Origin of the sequence: Micromonospora thermarum, from assembly GCF_012034245.1 — a bacterium.
Classification (GTDB): domain Bacteria; phylum Actinomycetota; class Actinomycetes; order Mycobacteriales; family Micromonosporaceae; genus Micromonospora; species Micromonospora thermarum.
This window is the reverse complement of sequence record NZ_JAATEO010000005.1, coordinates 63805-80998: the sequence shown is the minus strand read 5'-3', so window position 1 is coordinate 80998 and position 17194 is coordinate 63805. Positions and strand designations below refer to the sequence as shown.

The window sequence follows — 17194 nt, the reverse complement described above, 5'->3', positions numbered from 1 at the left end:
TTCACAGTTTTTCGAAAGATTGGGACGCGCGGTGGGTGACCGCGCAGACGAGGGGGGCGACGGCGTGACAACGAGCCGTTCACGGAGCAAGGCGGGCACGGGACTGAAGGTCGAGCGGGTCTGGACGACGGAGGGGGTCCACCCGTACGACGAGGTCACCTGGGAACGCCGGGACGTCGTGATGACGAACTGGCGGGACGGCTCGATCAACTTCGAGCAGCGCGGCGTGGAGTTCCCGGAGGCGTGGAGCGTCAACGCGGCAAACATCGTGACCACCAAGTACTTCCGGGGCGCGGTGGGCACCCCGGAGCGGGAGTGGTCGCTCAAGCAGCTGATCGACCGGGTGGTCACCACCTACCGCACCGCCGGTGAGGAGTACGGCTACTTCGCCACCCCGGCCGACGCCGAGGTCTTCGCCCACGAGCTGACCTGGATGCTGCTGCACCAGGTGTTCAGCTTCAACTCGCCGGTGTGGTTCAACGTGGGCACGCCCTCGCCGCAGCAGGTCAGCGCGTGCTTCATCCTCGCCGTCGACGACTCGATGGACTCCATCCTGGACTGGTACAAGGAGGAGGGGCTGATCTTCAAGGGCGGCTCCGGTTCCGGCGTCAACCTGTCCCGGATCCGCTCGTCCAAGGAACTGCTCTCCTCCGGCGGCACCGCCTCCGGGCCGGTCAGCTTCATGCGCGGCGCCGACGCCAGCGCGGGGACCATAAAGTCCGGCGGCGCCACCCGGCGCGCGGCCAAGATGGTCATCCTCGACGTGGACCACCCGGACATCGAGGAGTTCGTGGTCACCAAGGCGCGCGAGGAGGACAAGATCCGCGCGCTGCGGGACGCCGGCTTCGACATGGACCTGGGCGGCGCCGACATCGTCAGCGTGCAGTACCAGAACGCCAACAACTCGGTCCGGGTCTCCGACGAGTTCATGGCGGCGGTCGAGAACGGCGGCACCTTCGACCTGCGCGGCCGTCTCGACGGCGCGGTGATCGACACCATCGACGCCAAGAAGCTGTTCCGCGCGATCTCCCAGGCCGCGTGGGAGTGCGCCGACCCCGGCCTCCAGTACGACGACACCATCAACGACTGGCACACCTGCCCGGAGACCGGGCGGATCACCGCGTCGAACCCGTGCTCGGAGTACCTGCACCTGGACAACTCCTCGTGCAACCTGGCCTCGCTCAACCTGATGAAGTTCCTCCGCTCCGACGGCGGCTTCGAGGTCGAGAAGTTCGTCAAGTCGGTCGAGCTGGTCATCACCGCGATGGACATCTCGATCTGCTTCGCCGACTTCCCGACCGAGAAGATCGGCGAGACCACCCGCGCCTACCGGCAGCTCGGCATCGGGTACGCGAACCTCGGCGCGCTGCTGATGGCGTCCGGCCTGCCCTACGACTCGGAGCAGGGCCGCTCGGTCGCCGCGGCGATCACCTCGCTGATGACCGGCACCGCGTACCGCCGCTCCGCCGAGCTGGCCGGCATCGTCGGCGCCTACGACGGCTACGCCCGCAACGCCGAGCCGCACAAGCGGGTCATGCGCAAGCACGCCGCCGCCAACGACGAGATCAAGCCGTCCGGCACCGTGGCCACCGCCATCCAGCGGGAGGCCACCAAGCAGTGGACCCTCGGCAACAAGATCGGCGACAAGAACGGCTGGCGGAACTCGCAGGCCAGCGTGCTGGCGCCCACCGGCACCATCGGCCTGATGATGGACTGCGACACCACCGGCGTCGAGCCGGACCTGGCGCTGGTCAAGTTCAAGAAGCTGGTCGGCGGCGGCTCGATGCAGATCGTCAACCAGACCGTCCCGCGCGCCCTGCGCAGCCTCGGCTACCCCGAGGAGCAGGTCGAGGCGATCGTCGAGCACATCGCCGACCACGGCCACGTGGTGGACGCCCCCGGCCTCAAGCCGGAGCACTACCCGGTCTTCGACTGCGCGATGGGCGAGCGCTCCATCGCGCCGATGGGCCACGTGCGGATGATGGCGGCCGTCCAGCCGTTCATCTCCGGCGCCATCTCCAAGACGGTCAACATGCCGGAGCAGGCCACCGTCGAGGACGTCGAGAAGATCTACTTCGAGGGCTGGAAGCTCGGCCTCAAGGCCCTGGCCATCTACCGGGACAACTGCAAGGTCGGCCAGCCGCTGTCGGCGGCGAAGAAGAAGGCGGCCGAGCCGGAGACCCCCGCGGCCGTGGCGCCGGTCGTCGAGAAGGTCGTCGAGTACCGGCCGGTGCGCAAGCGGCTGCCGAAGAAGCGTCCCTCCGAGACGATCTCCTTCTCGGTCGGCGGCGCCGAGGGCTACCTCACCGCGTCGTCGTACCCGGACGACGGCCTCGGCGAGGTCTTCCTCAAGATGTCGAAGCAGGGCTCGACCCTGGCCGGCGTGATGGACGCCTTCTCGGTGGCCATCTCCATCGGTCTCCAGTACGGCGTCCCGCTGGAGACGTACGTCAGCAAGTTCACCAACATGCGCTTCGAGCCGGCCGGCATGACCGACGACCCGGACGTGCGCATGGCGGCCTCGGTGATGGACTACATCTTCCGTCGCCTGGCGCTGGACTTCCTGCCGTACGAGCGCCGCGCGGAGCTGGGCATCTTCACCGCCAAGGAGCGGGCCGCCCAGCTCGCGGCCGAGGCGGAGGCGGAGGCGAGCGGTGCGGACCTCACCGCGATGGCCGCCTCCGCCCCGGTCGAGGTCAAGCCGGAGGAGCCGAAGACCGGGCCGGTCGCCCAGCCGGCGCAGGAGGTCGCGGACGTCGCCGCCGCCAAGCCGGCGCCGTCGGTGGGTTCCAGCACCGAACTGCTGGAGGCCGTCATCGGCAAGGCCGCCGACGCGCCGCTCTGCTTCACCTGCGGTACGAAGATGCGCCCGGCCGGTAGCTGCTACGTCTGCGAGGGTTGCGGCAGCACCAGCGGCTGCAGCTGACAAAGCAACGAGCCCCGGGCGCGCCAACGCCCGGGGCTCGTGAGCCGGGAGAAGTCCCGACCAATCTGTTGCAGGAACGGATCGTCGCTTCTTCCGGCTCGGTCACGCAAGTTGATTGAGCGTGGAGAGGAGGTGTTTTCCGTCATGGCGAAGAAGGGATCTGGCACGTATCGGAGTGCCATCACCGGTCGTTACGTGACTTCCAAGTATGGCAAGTCGCATCCGAAGACGACGGTCAAGGAGACCAAGAGCAAGTGATCTAGGAGGCCGTCAGCGCCTTGCGTCCGGCTGCCCTCAAGTCACCTGCGAGGGGATCTCCGCGTAGCAGTTGAGGCTCTGCCCCGCAAGTGCGGGCAGAGCCTCAACTCATTTCGTTGACGGTAGTTGTCAGCGGTCGTCGTCGCCGTCGGTAGGGCGCGGTGGGCGGTTGTGTCGCGCCCACTCATCGACCTCGTCTGCGTCCCAGATCGTCGTCCCGATCAGGCGGGCGACGGGCTCGGGGAAGCCGGGACGGCGGGTGATCTGTAGCACCCGTTGCCGCGACACGCCGAACAGGGCGGCCAACTCGCCAGGCCCGTACAAGCGCGGTCGCTTCACAGCCTGAAGGTATGCACGACCTGTGCTTTGCTATTGTCACTTACAGATCGACAACTCCCCAGGGCGACTGTGGCACTCAGGGGAAACGGTGTGGGTGACTGGAGGTCGGATGCCGAGGCGCGTGTCGTACGACGGTTACCTGCTTGCCGTGGCGCTGACCCTGGCCCGCCGGCATCGCCCAGTCTGGTCCTGGCGAGTGTGGCGGCGGGTCTGCCACTGCGGCTCGGAACTGCCCTGTCGGGCTCAGCACCGGATCCCGATGCGGCGGAGCAACTGGCCGGGGGAGGAGGCGCTGTGATCGAGCACCAGGTCAGGCAAGTCTTGGCGATCCACGTGCCCGGCGCCGACGGCCTGTGTCTCGGCTGCCAAGGGTGGTGGGCGCGGCTGTCGCCGTACCCCTGCTATCAGGCGGAATGGGCGTGCCGCTGGCATGCCCGCGCGACCACCCTGCGATTCCTGGGCGGCGGCTCGTGACCACCCACGGGCCGGTCCTTCCGCTGTGGACCTGCGGTGGCTGCAACGGGCCGTGGCCCTGCGCGACCCGGCGCAAGGAGTTGCGGGCGGAGTTCGACGGTGCGCCGGTCTCCCTGGCCCTCTACATGGGGTCCTACCTGGTGTCGGCGGCCGAGGACCTGACCTGGGTGCCGGCGGGACTGCTGCATCGGCGCTTCCTGGGTTGGATTCGGTGAGCGTGATCCGGCCCGGCGATGAGCGGTTCCACTACAGCGACGGTTCGCACAAGTGGATCCCGCCCGACCCCGACTACGACCAGGAGGTCTGGGACGAGATGGTCCGGCAGCACAAGCAGCAGCACCTCGATGAGATCTCCCGACGGCGGAAGCCGCGCCCGCCGAGTGGCGGCAGTGGTTGAAAGGGCGGGTCAGGCCGGGCGGGGAGCCCGGAAGCCCGTTGAGGCTTCGCTTTCCTCCATCGCGCTGAGGACCGTGTCGGCGTGCGCGTGAGCCCACTCGCCCAAGGCGTAGATGGGCACGAGCAGGTCCCGGCCGGCCGCGGTCAACTCGTACTCCACCCGGGGCGGTGCCTCGGCGTACCGGTGGTGTCGTACCAGGCCGTAGCTCTCCATCCGCCGCAGCGTCTCGGTGAGGACCTTGTGGCTGATTCCACCGATGCGCTTACACAGGTCCCGTGGTCGAACGGGGCCGTCGCGCAGCGTGTAGACGATGACCGGCAGCCACGCGGTGGCGAACAGGTCGACCGCCAATCGCGCCGGGCAGTCGGCGGTGAACTCGCCGTAGGGCGGGAACGGCTCGAAAGGTTCGGTACCCCGTGCGAGCGTCATGCCCGCAGTCTGCCGTCTCCGTTACGCACCCGGACGTGCGTATCGCCGTGTCTAGCGTGCTTCGGCATGACCACGACAGCAGGGAGATGACGTGCGGATCGGAGTGATCGGTGCCGGCCAGATGGCGACGGCGCTGGGTTCGGGCTGGGTGAAGGCCGGCCACGAGGTGCTCATCGGGGGGCGTTCGACGCGGCGGGCGGCGGACGCGGCAGAGCGCATCGGGCCGGGTACCCGTCACGGGGACCTCCGCCAGGCGGCACAGTTCGGCGAGGTCACGTTGGTGGCGGTGAGTGGCACCGCCGTGGTGGACGCGGTGCGGCAGGCCGGCGGCGAGGACGGCGCGCTCGCCGGCCGGCCGTTGATCGACTGCAGCAACGCTGTCGCCCCGACGGCGTTCACGGGCCCGGCACCCGGAGCGTTCGTGCTGGCCGAGGACGCGGTCGCCGAGCGGATCGCCGGCGTCGCCGCCGGGGCTCACGTCGTCAAGGCGTTCAACGTGTGTGCCGCGGAGGTCTGGGCGGGCGCCGACCGGAGGTACGAGGGACGCCCGCTCGGGGTGCCGCTGTGCGGTGACGATCCCGACGCGCTTCGGACGGTCGCCACCCTCGTCGCCGATCTCGGCGGCGAGCCGGTACTCGCGGGTGGCCTCGACCGTGCCCGCTACCTGGAGGGTCTCGCCGTGTTCGCGATGGGCCTGTGGTTCGCCGGGTACGACGCCCGCGCCGTGCTGCCGTCGACAGTCAGCGGTTCGAGCGCGGGTTGACGCCGGCGGGTCCGCTCGCTGTGGCGCGGGCGTGGGCCGAGGGTCGCCGCGGCGTGGCGGCGCCTGCGGGCGCCTAGGACGGGCTGCCGTGCCGGGCGTGGGCACGGCAGCCCTCCCCGCGAAGTCAGCCGGCGCGCTTCTGCTGGCAGGGCACGCAGAAGCGGGCGTGCGGCAGCACCTCCAGGCGCTCGCGCGGGATCGGCGCGGCACACCGCTCGCAGGTGCCGTACCGGCCCTCGGCGATGCGGCGTAGCGCGTCACTGATCTGGTTGAGGTTCTGCCGGGTGGCGGCGATGAGCGCGTCCTGCGTGTGCGCCTCGCCCGGGTCGCCGGTGTCCGCGGTGAGCTGGGTCAGCCTGACGGTCTGCACCTCGAAGTCGTGGGTCAGCGCCGTACGCAGCTCGTCGAGCCAGTTCCGCTCATCGGGTTGGACCTGGGTGGTCATGACTCCTCCAAAAAAGAAAAGGGCCGAAGCGGTATCGCTTCGCCCTGGGTGGCCGGTCTGCTGAGGTGCTACCGGTCCACGGAGGGCCACGCCCGGTGGGCGTCGGCAGCGTGGTGGCCGCCGAGCCGGCAGGGGACGGCGCGGCGGTACACACCACCCGGATCGCGGTCTGCGCCGTCTGTCGGCCGGTCACGGCCGAGGCCGGCGTCGGCAGGCAGGCAGCGGTGGACGGCGCCGTCACCACGACGGCGTCGCCTGCCTGCCAGCTGGACGGACGCATCCGGACACCATAGGCCGGGCCGACGGGGAAACCAATGGCCTTCGCCGGTCAGCTCGGCGACCGCTCGTGGCAGAGGAGGACGACACCGTTGCGGAAGGTGCGCGTGCCGGCCAGGCGCAGCTGACGCCGTACGCCGGCGGCGGGGAACAGCAGCCGGCCGGAGCCGAGGACCACCGGGTGGACGTAGAGCCGGTACTCGTCGATCAGGTCGTGCCGGGCGAAGGTGGCGGCGATCTCCGCCCCGCCGAGAGCCATGTCGCCACCGGGCTCCGCCGTGAGCCGGCGGACCTCGTCGGGGTCGACCTCCCGCACGATCTCCGTGCCCCAGTCGGCCTTCTCCAGCGTCCGCGAGTAGACGATTTTCGGCATGACCCCCAGCATCCAGCACCGGTACGACAGGACCGGTCAGCACCGCCGGGGCGGGCGGACGAAATCCCGGACGGTACGGTCTGCGGGCCGTCATCGGCGACGGCTGACGGGAGGTCCGGCGTGTCCATCGCCCTGTTCACCCTCGGCGGCACCATCGCGATGGGCGGTGTGGGCCGGGACGGACCGGGGGTGGTCACCCGGCTGACCGGTGCGGACCTCACCGCGGCCGTACCCGGGCTGGCCGACCTCGGCCTGCCCATGGACGTCCGGGACGCCCTCGCGGTGCCCAGCGCGCACCTCACGTACCGGCACCTCCTGGACGTGGTCGACGCGGCGTCGCGGGCGGTGGCCGCGGGCGCGACCGGCGTGGTCGTCACCCAGGGCACGGACACGCTGGAGGAGTCGGCGTTCCTGGCGGACCTGGTCTGGCCGCACGCCGCTCCACTGGTCTTCACGGGTGCGATGCGCAACCCCACCCTGGCGGGGGCGGACGGGCCGGCGAACCTGCTCGCCGCCGCGCGGGTGGCGGCCGCGCCCGCCGCCCGCGACCTCGGCGTGCTGGTCACCCTCAACGACGAGGTCCACGCCGCCCGCTGGGTACGCAAGACGCACAGCACCAGCACGGCCACCTTCGCCTCCCCGAACGCCGGTCCCGTCGGGCACGTGATCGAGGGGGAGGTGCGGGTGCTGGCCCGGCCCGAGCGGCGGGAACCGCTGCCCCCGGTCGACCCCGCCCGACTGGACGTCACCCGGGTCGCGCTGCACACCGTCACCCTCGACGACGACGGCGGGCTGCTCGACGGTCTCGCCGACACCCACCACGGGCTGGTGGTCGCCGGCTTCGGCGTCGGACACGTGCCGGGTGTGCTGGCTCCGGTGCTCGGCGCCCTGGCCGAGCGGATCCCGGTGGTGCTCACCTCGCGCTCCGGCGCCGGGTCGGTGCTGCGGCACACGTACGGCGCGGTCGGCTCGGAGACCGACCTGCAACGGCGCGGGCTGTGGAACGGCGGGCTGCTCGACCCGTACAAGGCGAAGGTGCTGCTCCGGCTGCTGCTCGCGGGTGGCGCCGACCGGGCTGCGATCGCCGCCGCCCTCGCCCGCCACGGCTGAGCGGCGTCTCTACACTGCCCCGGTGACCGGAGAGCGACGACCACTGGCGAACCGGCCACTAACCAACCCGCACCCGTCCCGGCTCGCACCCGACCACCCCGACCGGGCACGCATCCTCGCCGCGCACTCAGCGGCGCTGAGAAACGGCGAGTCGGGCTACGTCGACCCGACCACCGGCCTGTTCGTCCTGACGGCCGGCTTCCTGGCGCGCCGCGGCACCTGCTGCGGCCGTGGCTGCCGCCACTGCCCGTACATCGACGACTGACCGCCCACCCACGCGCGCCGATCTTGCACTTTCCGCCCCCGTTATGCCCGCTTACTCCGGGTATGTCGGGTCAGGAACTGCAAGATCGCGGAGGTGAGGGGCGCGAGGGCGGGGCGGGGTCAGCTTGCCGCTACGAAGACGCGGGACGCGACCTCGCGCGGGAGGCGGACCCGGTCGCCGGAGCGGTCGATCGACACCCCGTCCCGCTCCTGGGCCACGGTCACCGTCGCGCCCGGGTCGACGCCGGCGGCGTGGAGCTGCCGCAGCACGTCCGCGTTGGTCTGCACGCTCTCGCAGATCCGCCGGACCACGACCGTGCCGGACAGGCCGGGGAACGCCAGGTTGCGCTCACCCTCCAGCGGCTCGGACTCGGCCGGCTCCGGCGAGCCCAGCTCCTCCAGGCCCGGGATCGGGTTGCCGTACGGGGAGCGGGTCGGGCGGTTGAGCAGGTCGTACACCCGCTTCTCCACCGCGTCGCTCATCACGTGCTCCCACCGGCAGGCCTCCTCGTGGGCCTCCTCGTAGGGCATCCCGATCACGTTGACCAGCAGCAGCTCGGCCAGCCGGTGCTTGCGCATCACGGAGACCGCCGCGCTGCGGCCCGCCGAGGTGAGCGCCAGGTGCCGGTCGCCCTCGACGGTGAGCAGGCCGTCGCGCTCCATCCGGGCGACGGTCTGGCTGACGGTGGGGCCGCTCTGCCGCAGCCGCTCGGCGATGCGGGCGCGCAGCGGCGGCACCCCCTCCTCCTCGAGCTCGAGGATGGTGCGCAGGTACATCTCGGTCGTGTCGACCAAATCATGCTTCACGTCAGGCCCTCCGGTGATCGATGCTACCTTGCGTAACCCCGAACGGCCGACGCCGAACCGCCTGCTGGGTACCGGGATGGATGGTGTTGACTGGACGCCATGTCCGGTACCGAGGATCTGCTGGTCGATGCCGACCGGCTCGCCGCCGAGCTCGACAGCGCCGACCCGCCCACCCTGCTCGACGTCCGCTGGCGGCTGACCGGCCCGCCCGGCCGCGACGACTACACGGCCGGCCACCTGCCCGGCGCGGTCTTCGTCGACCTGGACACCGACCTGTGCGGCCCGCCGGGGGCCGCCGGGCGCCATCCGCTGCCCGACCCCGCCGCGCTCCAGGCCGCGCTGCGGGCCGCCGGCGTCCGCTCCGGGCACCCCGTCGTCGTGTACGACGGCGGCGACGGCATGTCCGCCGCCCGTGCCTGGTGGACGCTGCGCTGGGCAGGGCACACCGCCGTACGCCTGCTGCACGGCGGCTGGCCCGCCTGGGTGGCGGCGGGTCTGCCCACCTCCACGGAGGCGCCCACCCCACCGGCCGGCGACGTCGAGGTGCGCCCCGGCGCCCTGCCGGTGCTCGACGCGGCCGACGCCGCCCGGCTCGCCGCGGCCGACGACGGCGTCCTGGTCGACGTGCGGGCGGCGGCGCGCTACCGGGGCGAGACCGAGCCGATCGACCCGGTCGCCGGGCACGTGCCGGGCGCAGTGAACCTGCCCGCGCCGGACTATGTCGCCGAGGGACGGTTCCCGGCGGCCGACGTGCTCCGGCAGCGGTTCGCCGCCGCCGGTGTCCTCGACGGCCGGCCGGTCGGCGCGTACTGCGGGTCGGGCGTCACCGCCGCGCAGGCGGTGCTCGCCCTGCATATGGCCGGTCGGCCGGACGCCGCGCTGTACGTCGGGTCCTGGAGCAACTGGGTCGCCGACCCGTCCCGCCCGGTGGCGACAGGGGAGCAGCCGGCGGGGTCCGCCCCGTCGGCGTGACCTCGGCCGCATCGACATCAGCCACGCGCGCAGCGCGTGCCCCGGCCGTCGCCGGTCCTCGTGCGACGATGAGCGCATGTCGGACGACACAGTGGTGGTGTGGGACGAGGCGCTGCTCGCCTACGACATGGGTGACCACCCCCTCGACCCGGTCCGCGTGGAGCTGACCGTCGCGCTGGCCCGGGAGCTGGGCGTCCTGGAGCGGCCGGGGGTCCGGCTGGTCAAGCCGGAGCCGGCCGACGACGACCTGTTGACCCGGGTGCACGATCCCCGCTACCTGGAGGCCGTCCGCGCCGCCCCGCGCGATCCGCTCTTCGCCGGGTTCGGGCTGGGCACCTCCGACAACCCGGTCTTCGAGGGCATGCACGAGGCCAGCGCGCTGATCGCGGGCGCGTCGGCGACCGCGGCCGAGGCGGTCTGGCGGGGCGACGCGCGCCGGGCGGTCAACGTGGCCGGCGGGCTGCACCACGCCATGCCGGCGCGGGCCGCCGGCTTCTGCGTCTACAACGACCCGGCGGTGGCGATCGCCCGCCTGCTCGACCTGGGCGCGCGCCGGGTCGCGTACGTCGACGTGGACGTCCACCACGGCGACGGGGTGCAGAAGACCTTCTGGGACGACCCGCGGGTGCTCACGGTGAGCCTGCACGAGACCCCGCTCGCGCTGTTCCCGGGCACCGGGTTCCCCGACGAGACCGGCGGCCCGGAGGCGCAGGGCACCGCGGTCAACGTGCCGCTGCCGCCGGGTGTCGACGACGCCGGCTGGCAGCGGGCGTTCCACGCGATCGTGCCGTCGGTGCTGCGCGCGTTCCAGCCGGAGATCCTGGTCACCCAGTGCGGCGCGGACGCGCACCGGCTTGACCCGCTCGCCGACCTGCACCTGTCCGTCGACGGGCAGCGCGCCACGTACATCGCCCTGCGGGCGCTGGCCGACGAGCTGTGCGAGGGCCGGTGGGTCGCCACCGGCGGCGGCGGGTACGCACTGGTCGAGGCCGTGCCCCGGGCGTGGACACACCTGCTCGCGGTGGCCACCGGCGACCCGCTCGACCCGGCCACGCTGACGCCGCCCGCGTGGCGGGAGCTTGCCGCCGCCCGCTGTCCCGGTCGGGAGATCCCGCTGCGCATGACCGACGACGCAGACCCGTCGTACGAGCCGTGGCAGCCCTCGGGCGAGCCGAACTCGGTGGACCGCGCCATCGCCGCCACCCGCCGGACGGTGTTTCCGCTGCTGGGGCTCGACCCGCACGACCCCCGCGACTAGGGCCGGTGAAAGGGCCGCCTGCCATGACCACAGTGGACCAACCGGTGGACGTGCTGCTCAGCGACGGCACGACCGTCCAACTGCGGCCGATCCAGCCGTCGGACGCGCCGGGCATCGTCGCGATGCACTCGCGCTTCTCCGAGCGCACCCGCTACCTGCGCTACTTCTCGCCGTACCCCCGGATCCCGGAGCGCGACCTCCAGCGCTTCGTCAACGTCGACCACCGGGACCGGGAGGCGTTCGTCGTCCTCGCCGGCGACCAGATCGTCGCGGTCGGCCGGTACGAGCGGCTCGGGCCGGAGTCGCCGGAGGCCGAGGTGGCGTTCGTGGTGGAGGACGCCTACCAGGGCCGGGGCATCGGATCGGTGCTGCTGGAGCACCTGGCCGACGCGGCCCGCCGGTCCGGCATCATGAGCTTCGTCGCCGAGGTGTTGCCCGCCAACGGCGCGATGCTGCGGGTCTTCTCCGACTTCGGGTACCAGGTGCAGCGCCAGTTCGCCGACGGCGTGGTCCACCTGACCTTCCCGATCGCCCCGACCGAGGCCACGCTGGAGGTGCAGCGGGGCCGGGAGCACCGCACCGAGGCGCGGTCCGTGGCCCGGCTGCTCGCTCCGGGCGGCGTCGCCGTCTACGGCGCCAGTGCCACCGGGCAGGGCGTCGGGGCGGCGGTCCTCGGGCACCTGCGCGACTACGGCTTCACCGGCACGGTCGTGCCGGTGCATCCGACCGCGACGACGGTGGCCGGGCTGCCCGCGTACCCCTCGGCGGCGGCTTCCGGGCTGCCGGTCGACCTGGCCGTGGTGGCGGTGCCGCCGGAGGCGGCGGAGGCGGTCGTCGCCGACGCGGCCGCCGCCGGAGCGCACGGCCTGGTCGTCATCAGCGCGGGCTTCGCCGAGGCCGGCCGCGAGGGCGCGGCGGCGCAACGCCGGCTGGTCCGCGCGGCCCACGCCGCGGGCATGCGGGTCGTCGGCCCGAACTGCCTGGGGGTGGCGAACACCGCCCCCGGCGTACGCCTCAACGCCACGCTCGCCCCGCGGCTGCCGGTGCCCGGCCGGGTCGGGATCTTCAGCCAGTCCGGCGCGTTCGGGGTGGCCCTGCTGGCCGAGGCGGACCGGCGGGGGCTGGGCCTGTCCAGCTTCGTGTCGGCGGGCAACCGGGCCGACGTCTCCGGCAACGACCTGCTCCAGTACTGGCAGGACGACCCCGGCACCGACGTGGTCATGTTGTATCTGGAGACCTTCGGCAACCCGCGCAAGTTCGCCCGGCTGGCCCGGCGGATCGGCCGGGAGAAGCCGATCGTCGCGTTGGCGTCGCCGGCCCGCCCGCCCGGCGTCGGCGAGCGCGCCGGGCCGGACGAGGTGGCGGTCAGCGCGCTGTTCACCCAGTCCGGCGTGATCCGGGTGGACACCGTCAGCGAGCTGCTCGACGTCGGTGTGCTGCTGGCCAACCAGCCGCTGCCCGCCGGCGACCGGGTGGGTGTGGTGGGCAACTCCTCGGCGCTGACCGGGCTCGCCGCCACCGCCTGCGCGGCACAGGGGCTCACCCTCGCCGACGGGTACCCGCGCGACGTCGGCCCGCGCGCCGGGGCGGCCGAGTTCGCCGACGCCCTCGCCGCCGCGGCGGCCGACGAGGCGGTGGACGCGCTGGTGGCGGTGTTCGCGCCGCCGCTGCCCGGCCAACTGCCGGACACCGAGGCGAACTTCATCGCCGCCCTGCCCGCGGCGCCCGCCGCCGGCAAGCCCACCGTGGCGACGTTCCTGGTCGGGCGCGCGCCGGCCGGGGTGCCCGCGTACCCGAGCGTGGAGGAGGCGGTCCGCGCGCTGGGCCGGGTCACCGCGTACGCCGACTGGCTGCGCCGTCCACCGGGGACGCTGCCGGAGCTGCCCGACGTCGACCGGGACCGGGCGCAGGCGGCGCTGCGGCCCGAGTCCCTCGATCCGGGCGGGCTCCTCGCCGCGTACGGCATCGAGGTGGTCGAGTCGGTGCCGGCCGCATCGGAGGACGAGGCCGCCGAGGCCGCGGCCGACCTGGGGTTCCCGGTGGCGTTGAAGGCCTCCGCTCCCGGGCTGCGGCACCGGCTGGACCTCGGCGCGGTCCGCCTCGACCTGGCCGACGAGGCGGCCGTGCGGCGCGCGTACGCCGAGATGTCGGCGGAGTTCGGCGCGGACGTCCTGGTCCAGCCGATGGTCCCGCCCGGCGTGGCCTGCGTGGTCGAGCTGGTGGAGGATCCGGCGTTCGGGCCGGTGGTCGGCTTCGGCCTGGGCGGCGTCGCCACCGAGCTGCTCGGCGACCGGGCGTGGCGGGCGGTGCCGCTGACCGACCTCGACGCGGCCGAGCTGGTCGACGAGCCGCGCGCGGCCCCGCTGCTGCGCGGCCACCGGGGCGCGGCGCCGGTGGACCGGGCCGCGCTGGCGGATCTGCTGCTGCGGGTCGGGCAGCTCGCCGACGAGCAGCCCCGGGTCCGGGCGTTGACGCTGAACCCGGTGCTGGCCCGCCCGGACGGCCTGTCGGTGCTGCACGCGACCGTCCGGATCGGCTCGGCGGCCGCCCGCCCCGACACCGGCCCCCGCCGCCTGTGAGCGGACGGGGCCTTGTCAACGCCTGGGCATCACACCTCAGGCGCGGCTGCTGATCTGCTGGACGCCCCAGGAGTTGCCGTCCGGGTCGCTGAAGAAGACGAAGCCGACGTTGTCCAGCGGGTCCGGCACCGGACTCGGGTTCTTCCCCAGCACCTGGATCTCGCTGACCTCGACGCCGCGCTCCACGAGCTGCGCGCGCGCCTTGTGCAGGTCCGGCACCACGAGCTGGAGCCCCTTGAGCGAACCGGGCGGCATCTCCGGTACGGCGCCCTTGCCGATCACGATGGAGCATCCCGAGCCGGGCGGGGTCAACTGCACGATGCGGGTGTCGTCGTCGATCACCGTGTCGTGGTCGACGTTGAAGCCGAGCTGGTCGGCGTAGAACGCCTTGGCCCGGTCGATGTCGGAGACCGGGACGATCACCACTTCCAGGGTCCAGTTCATGCTCTCTCCTGATGTCGTCGTTGCGAGCAGCTCGGCGAGCCGCGTGAAGCTCTCGGAGACGCCGCGGGCCATCGGGTACCGCAGCACCCGGTCGCGACCCTCCGGGGTCGCGTAGCGGAGGGTGGTGGTGACGGTCGTACGTCCGGCCAGCTCGGTGAACTCGTGCCGCACCAGCGTCTCGCCGGGGTAGGACTGGTCGTCGAAGAGTTCGGTGCCGACCAGCAGGCGCGGCGGGTCGATGTCGCGGTACACCCCACCCTGGCCCATCCGCTCGCCGTCCGGCCCCTGCGACACGAACCGCCAGCGGCCACCGACCCGCAGGTCCACCTCGCACTCGACCAGCCGCCAGCCCTGAGCGCCGTACCAGCGGCGGAGCAGCTCGGGGCGGGTGAACGCGGCGAAGACCAGGTGCGCCGGCGCCTCGAACAGCCGGCTGAGCACGATCTCCCGGTCGCCGGGAGCGGACACCACCAGCGGGTCGTCGGCCGTACTCATCGGGAACCGCCCGCGTCCCCGGCGGCACGCAGCTCGTCGAGCAGGGCGTCGAGGCGCTGGTAGCTCTCGGCCCAGTAGTCCCGGTAGTCGGCGAGCCAGGCGGTGGCGTCCCGCAGCGGCCGGGCCTCCAGCCGGCACGGCCGCCGCTGCCCGTCCCGCCCGCGGCTGACGAGCCCGGCCCGTTCGAGGACGCGGAGGTGTTTGGAGACCGCCGGCTGGCTCATCGCGAAGGGCGCGGCGAGTTCGGTGACGGTGGCCTCGCCGGCGGCCAGCCGGGCGAGGATGGCACGTCTCGTCGGGTCCGCCAGCGCGGCGAACGTCGCGTCCAGGTCCGTCCCCGGCATTTATAACCTCCTGGTTCTATAACCAGTTGGTTTATATCTGGTCCGGAGGGACGGGTCAAGCACCGGGCACGACGACGGCCCCGGCGAACCGCCGGGGCCGTCGTCGGGACGCCCGCGTCAGCAGGCGTACGCCTCCAGCCGCTGCGCCCGTTCCGGGGCCCGCAGCTTGAGCAGCGTCCCCTTCTCGATCTGGCGGATCCGCTCGCGGGACAGGCCGAACTCCTTCCCGACCTCGTCCAGGGTGCGCTGCCGGCCGTCGTCCAGCCCGAACCGGAGCCGGATCACCGCCTGCTCGCGCTGGGACAGGGTGGCGAGCACGATGCTCACCTCCTGGCGCAGCTCGCCGTGGGCGGCCGCGTCGTCCGGGCCGGCCGCCGGGTCCACCGCCGCGACGAAGTCACCGAGGGCGCTCTCGCCGTCCTCGCCGACCGCCTGGTCGAGGCTCACCGGCTCGCGGTCGTACGAGATCAGCTCGATCACCTGGAACTCCGGGACGTCCAGCGCCCGGGCCACCTCGGCCACGGTGGGCTCCCGACCCAGCGAGACCGACAGCTCGCGGCGGGCCCGCACCATCCGGTTGACCTGCTCGACCATGTGCACCGGGATGCGGATGGTGCGGGCCTGGTCGGCCATGGCGCGGGTGATGGCCTGGCGGATCCACCAGGTGGCGTAGGTGGAGAACTTGTAGCCCTTGGTGTAGTCGAACTTCTCGACCGCGCGGATCAGGCCGAGGTTGCCCTCCTGGATCAGGTCGAGGAAGGCCATGCCGCGGCCCGTGTACCGCTTGGCGATGCTCACGACGAGGCGGAGGTTCGCCTCCAGCAGGTGGTCCTTGGCGGCCCGCCCCTCGGCGGCGACGAGTTCCAGGTCGGCCTTCAGCTCGGCCGAGACGGGCGTGCACGTCGCGAGCTTCTCCTCGGCGAAGAGCCCGGCCTCGATGCGGCGGGCCAGCTCGACCTCCTGGGCGGCGGTCAGCAGCTTGGTCTTGCCGATGCCGTTGAGGTACGCCCGGACCAGGTCCGTGGAGACGCCGCGCTCGTCGGTGGCGTCCAGGTCGGTCAGGGTCTCGGTGCCGTGGTCGGTCTCGATCGTGCCGGCCGGGCGCATCCGGTGCTCCATCATCTGCAGGGCCATCTTTCGTCTCTCCCCGTGTCCACGTCTGTGCCGCTGATCCGGCCCGGTGGTGCCGGTTGACAACAGCTTGGCGGCCGGGGCGTAAAACGGGAGTGAGGCGATCGGGGACCCGACAGGAATCCCATCGGGCGTGTCGTCGACGGGTGGCCCTTGCCGGTCCCGGTTACCGTGCCAGCGACCGGCCGGCGCGGCCGGCTGCCGGCACCGGGCCAGTGGGGCGACCGCCGGCGAACCTCGGCACAGGTGATGGAGGGCGTCGTGGTCTTCAAGCGGCTCATGCAGGCGATGGGTGTCGGCGGCCCGTCGGTGGAAACCGTCCTGGCGAACCCGAACTGCCGCCCCGGCGGCCAACTGGAGGGGACCGTCCACGTCGCGGGCGGCGACCACCCGGTCGACGTCACGTACGTGGCGCTCGGCCTGGTCACCCGTGTCGAGGTGGAGAGCGGGGACAACAACTACGAGACCACGCAGGAGTTCCACCGCCAGCACGTCACCGGCGCGTTCCGGCTGGAGGCCGGGCAGCGGCACGACATCCCGTTCCGCTTCGACGTGCCCTGGGAGACGCCGCTCACCGAGATGTACGGCCAGCACCTGCACGGCATGACGATGGGTCTGCGTACGGAGCTGGAGGTGGCGCGCGCGGTCGACAAGGGCGACCTGGACGCGGTGGCCGTGCACCCGCTCCCGTCCCAGGAGCGGATCCTGGACGCCTTCCTCCGGCTGGGCTTCCGGTTCGCCCGCGCCGACGTCGAGCGCGGTCACATCTACGGCGTACGGCAGACGCTGCCCTTCTATCAGGAGATCGAGTTCTACCCGGCGCCCCAGTACGCGAACGCGATCAAGCAGTTGGAGGTCACCTTCGTGACCGACCCGCAGCAGATCCAGGTCGTCCTGGAGCTCGACAAGCGGGGTGGCCTGTTCACCGAGGGCCGGGACACGTTCGGCCGCTTCACCGTCGACCACGCGACGGCCGACCGCACCGACTGGACCGCCCAGCTCGACGCCTGGCTCCGCCAGTCCCTCCAGCGCCGCGGCCTGTTCTTCTGAGGCCACTCCTCGTCGATCATGAAGTTAGCGGGTTCCGAACGGGCGACATCCCCCGCTAAC

Annotated in this window: 20 protein-coding genes and 1 pseudogene; 12 read left to right on the top strand and 9 right to left on the bottom strand. The window is 72.6% G+C overall.

Annotated features, from left to right (window positions below; all coding sequences use genetic code 11):
- Window positions 1–31: 31 nt before the first annotated feature.
- Window positions 32–2926, top strand: coding sequence for a vitamin B12-dependent ribonucleotide reductase (locus HCJ94_RS06575; RefSeq protein WP_168000075.1), 2895 nt, complete (start codon window positions 32–34; stop codon window positions 2924–2926).
- A 387-nt stretch (window positions 2927–3313) separates the two neighbouring features.
- Here HCJ94_RS06575 and HCJ94_RS06570 read toward each other — a convergent pair whose 3' ends face one another.
- Window positions 3314–3523 (bottom strand): helix-turn-helix transcriptional regulator, encoded by a 210-nt coding sequence (locus tag HCJ94_RS06570; RefSeq protein WP_168000074.1) that lies wholly within the window; start codon window positions 3521–3523, stop codon window positions 3314–3316.
- Window positions 3524–3632: 109 nt separating this feature from the next.
- Here HCJ94_RS06570 and HCJ94_RS06565 point away from each other — a divergent pair, with 109 nt between their 5' ends.
- The 4 genes from HCJ94_RS06565 to HCJ94_RS06550 are packed head-to-tail and all read left to right on the top strand — an operon-like array spanning window position 3633 to window position 4394.
- Window positions 3633–3821, top strand: coding sequence for a hypothetical protein (locus HCJ94_RS06565; RefSeq protein ID WP_168000073.1), 189 nt, complete (start codon window positions 3633–3635; stop codon window positions 3819–3821).
- Window positions 3818–3997 carry a hypothetical protein gene (locus HCJ94_RS06560; protein WP_168000072.1) on the top strand — a complete coding sequence of 60 codons (180 nt, stop codon included), beginning with the start codon at window positions 3818–3820 and terminating at the stop codon, window positions 3995–3997. The genes HCJ94_RS06565 and HCJ94_RS06560 overlap by 4 nt, the downstream gene beginning before the upstream one ends.
- Window positions 3994–4212: a hypothetical protein gene (locus HCJ94_RS06555; RefSeq protein ID WP_168000071.1), complete on the top strand. Its 219-nt coding sequence runs from the start codon at window positions 3994–3996 to the stop codon at window positions 4210–4212. The genes HCJ94_RS06560 and HCJ94_RS06555 overlap by 4 nt, the downstream gene beginning before the upstream one ends.
- Window positions 4209–4394: a hypothetical protein gene (locus tag HCJ94_RS06550; RefSeq protein ID WP_168000070.1), complete on the top strand. Its 186-nt coding sequence runs from the start codon at window positions 4209–4211 to the stop codon at window positions 4392–4394. The genes HCJ94_RS06555 and HCJ94_RS06550 overlap by 4 nt, the downstream gene beginning before the upstream one ends.
- A 9-nt stretch (window positions 4395–4403) precedes the next feature.
- Here the strand turns inward: HCJ94_RS06550 and HCJ94_RS06545 are convergent, their stop codons facing one another.
- Window positions 4404–4823: a winged helix-turn-helix transcriptional regulator gene (locus tag HCJ94_RS06545; protein WP_168000069.1), complete on the bottom strand. Its 420-nt coding sequence runs from the start codon at window positions 4821–4823 to the stop codon at window positions 4404–4406.
- Between the two features lie 91 nt (window positions 4824–4914).
- On the opposite strand from HCJ94_RS06545, the gene HCJ94_RS06540 reads away from it, so the two are divergent.
- Complete coding sequence (locus HCJ94_RS06540; protein WP_168000068.1) at window positions 4915–5586, top strand: NADPH-dependent F420 reductase; 672 nt, start codon at window positions 4915–4917, stop codon at window positions 5584–5586.
- Between the two features lie 124 nt (window positions 5587–5710).
- On the opposite strand, the gene HCJ94_RS06535 is transcribed toward HCJ94_RS06540, so the two are convergent.
- Together HCJ94_RS06535 and HCJ94_RS06530 are read right to left on the bottom strand one after the other, a co-directional pair.
- On the bottom strand, window positions 5711–6031 hold the full coding sequence (locus HCJ94_RS06535; RefSeq protein ID WP_168000067.1) for a TraR/DksA family transcriptional regulator: 321 nt from the start codon (window positions 6029–6031) through the stop codon (window positions 5711–5713).
- A gap of 328 nt (window positions 6032–6359) precedes the next feature.
- Window positions 6360–6680 (bottom strand): dihydrofolate reductase family protein, encoded by a 321-nt coding sequence (locus HCJ94_RS06530; RefSeq protein WP_168000066.1) that lies wholly within the window; start codon window positions 6678–6680, stop codon window positions 6360–6362.
- A gap of 120 nt (window positions 6681–6800) precedes the next feature.
- On the opposite strand from HCJ94_RS06530, the gene HCJ94_RS06525 reads away from it, so the two are divergent.
- Together HCJ94_RS06525 and HCJ94_RS06520 are read left to right on the top strand one after the other, a co-directional pair.
- Window positions 6801–7790: an asparaginase gene (locus HCJ94_RS06525; RefSeq protein ID WP_168000065.1), complete on the top strand. Its 990-nt coding sequence runs from the start codon at window positions 6801–6803 to the stop codon at window positions 7788–7790.
- Between the two features lie 22 nt (window positions 7791–7812).
- Window positions 7813–8055 (top strand): C1orf53 family protein, encoded by a 243-nt coding sequence (locus HCJ94_RS06520; protein WP_168000064.1) that lies wholly within the window; start codon window positions 7813–7815, stop codon window positions 8053–8055.
- Window positions 8056–8174: 119 nt separating this feature from the next.
- Here the strand turns inward: HCJ94_RS06520 and HCJ94_RS06515 are convergent, their stop codons facing one another.
- A complete protein-coding gene (locus tag HCJ94_RS06515; RefSeq protein WP_168000063.1) occupies window positions 8175–8861 on the bottom strand; it encodes an iron-dependent transcriptional repressor DtxR in 687 nt (228 codons plus the stop codon).
- 99 nt (window positions 8862–8960) lie between these two features.
- Between HCJ94_RS06515 and HCJ94_RS06510 the strand changes: the two genes are divergently transcribed.
- The 3 genes from HCJ94_RS06510 (at window position 8961) to HCJ94_RS06500 (ending at window position 13670) form a co-directional block, all read left to right on the top strand.
- Entirely contained in the window at window positions 8961–9833 is an 873-nt protein-coding gene (locus HCJ94_RS06510; RefSeq protein ID WP_168000062.1) for a sulfurtransferase, read from the top strand.
- Between the two features lie 76 nt (window positions 9834–9909).
- Window positions 9910–11091, top strand: a complete 1182-nt coding sequence (locus tag HCJ94_RS06505) for an acetoin utilization protein AcuC (protein ID WP_168000061.1) — start codon at window positions 9910–9912, stop codon at window positions 11089–11091.
- Window positions 11092–11114: 23 nt separating this feature from the next.
- A complete protein-coding gene (locus HCJ94_RS06500; protein WP_168000060.1) occupies window positions 11115–13670 on the top strand; it encodes a bifunctional acetate--CoA ligase family protein/GNAT family N-acetyltransferase in 2556 nt (851 codons plus the stop codon).
- Between the two features lie 36 nt (window positions 13671–13706).
- On the opposite strand, the gene HCJ94_RS29545 is transcribed toward HCJ94_RS06500, so the two are convergent.
- From HCJ94_RS29545 to sigB, 4 genes and pseudogenes are all read right to left on the bottom strand, one after another.
- Complete coding sequence (locus HCJ94_RS29545; RefSeq protein ID WP_205800826.1) at window positions 13707–14114, bottom strand: VOC family protein; 408 nt, start codon at window positions 14112–14114, stop codon at window positions 13707–13709.
- A gap of 18 nt (window positions 14115–14132) precedes the next feature.
- A pseudogene (locus HCJ94_RS29540) lies at window positions 14133–14609 on the bottom strand (SRPBCC family protein); the annotation flags it as partial.
- A complete protein-coding gene (locus HCJ94_RS06490; RefSeq protein ID WP_155333453.1) occupies window positions 14606–14953 on the bottom strand; it encodes an ArsR/SmtB family transcription factor in 348 nt (115 codons plus the stop codon). The gene HCJ94_RS06490 and the pseudogene HCJ94_RS29540, both read right to left, overlap by 4 nt.
- Window positions 14954–15070: 117 nt before the next feature.
- The gene (gene sigB / locus HCJ94_RS06485) at window positions 15071–16087 is read right to left on the bottom strand and encodes an RNA polymerase sigma factor SigB (protein ID WP_373684196.1); all 1017 of its coding nucleotides are present in this window, start codon (window positions 16085–16087) and stop codon (window positions 15071–15073) included.
- Window positions 16088–16345: 258 nt separating this feature from the next.
- On the opposite strand from sigB, the gene HCJ94_RS06480 reads away from it, so the two are divergent.
- On the top strand, window positions 16346–17134 hold the full coding sequence (locus tag HCJ94_RS06480; RefSeq protein ID WP_168000058.1) for a sporulation protein: 789 nt from the start codon (window positions 16346–16348) through the stop codon (window positions 17132–17134).
- Window positions 17135–17194 lie beyond the last annotated feature (60 nt).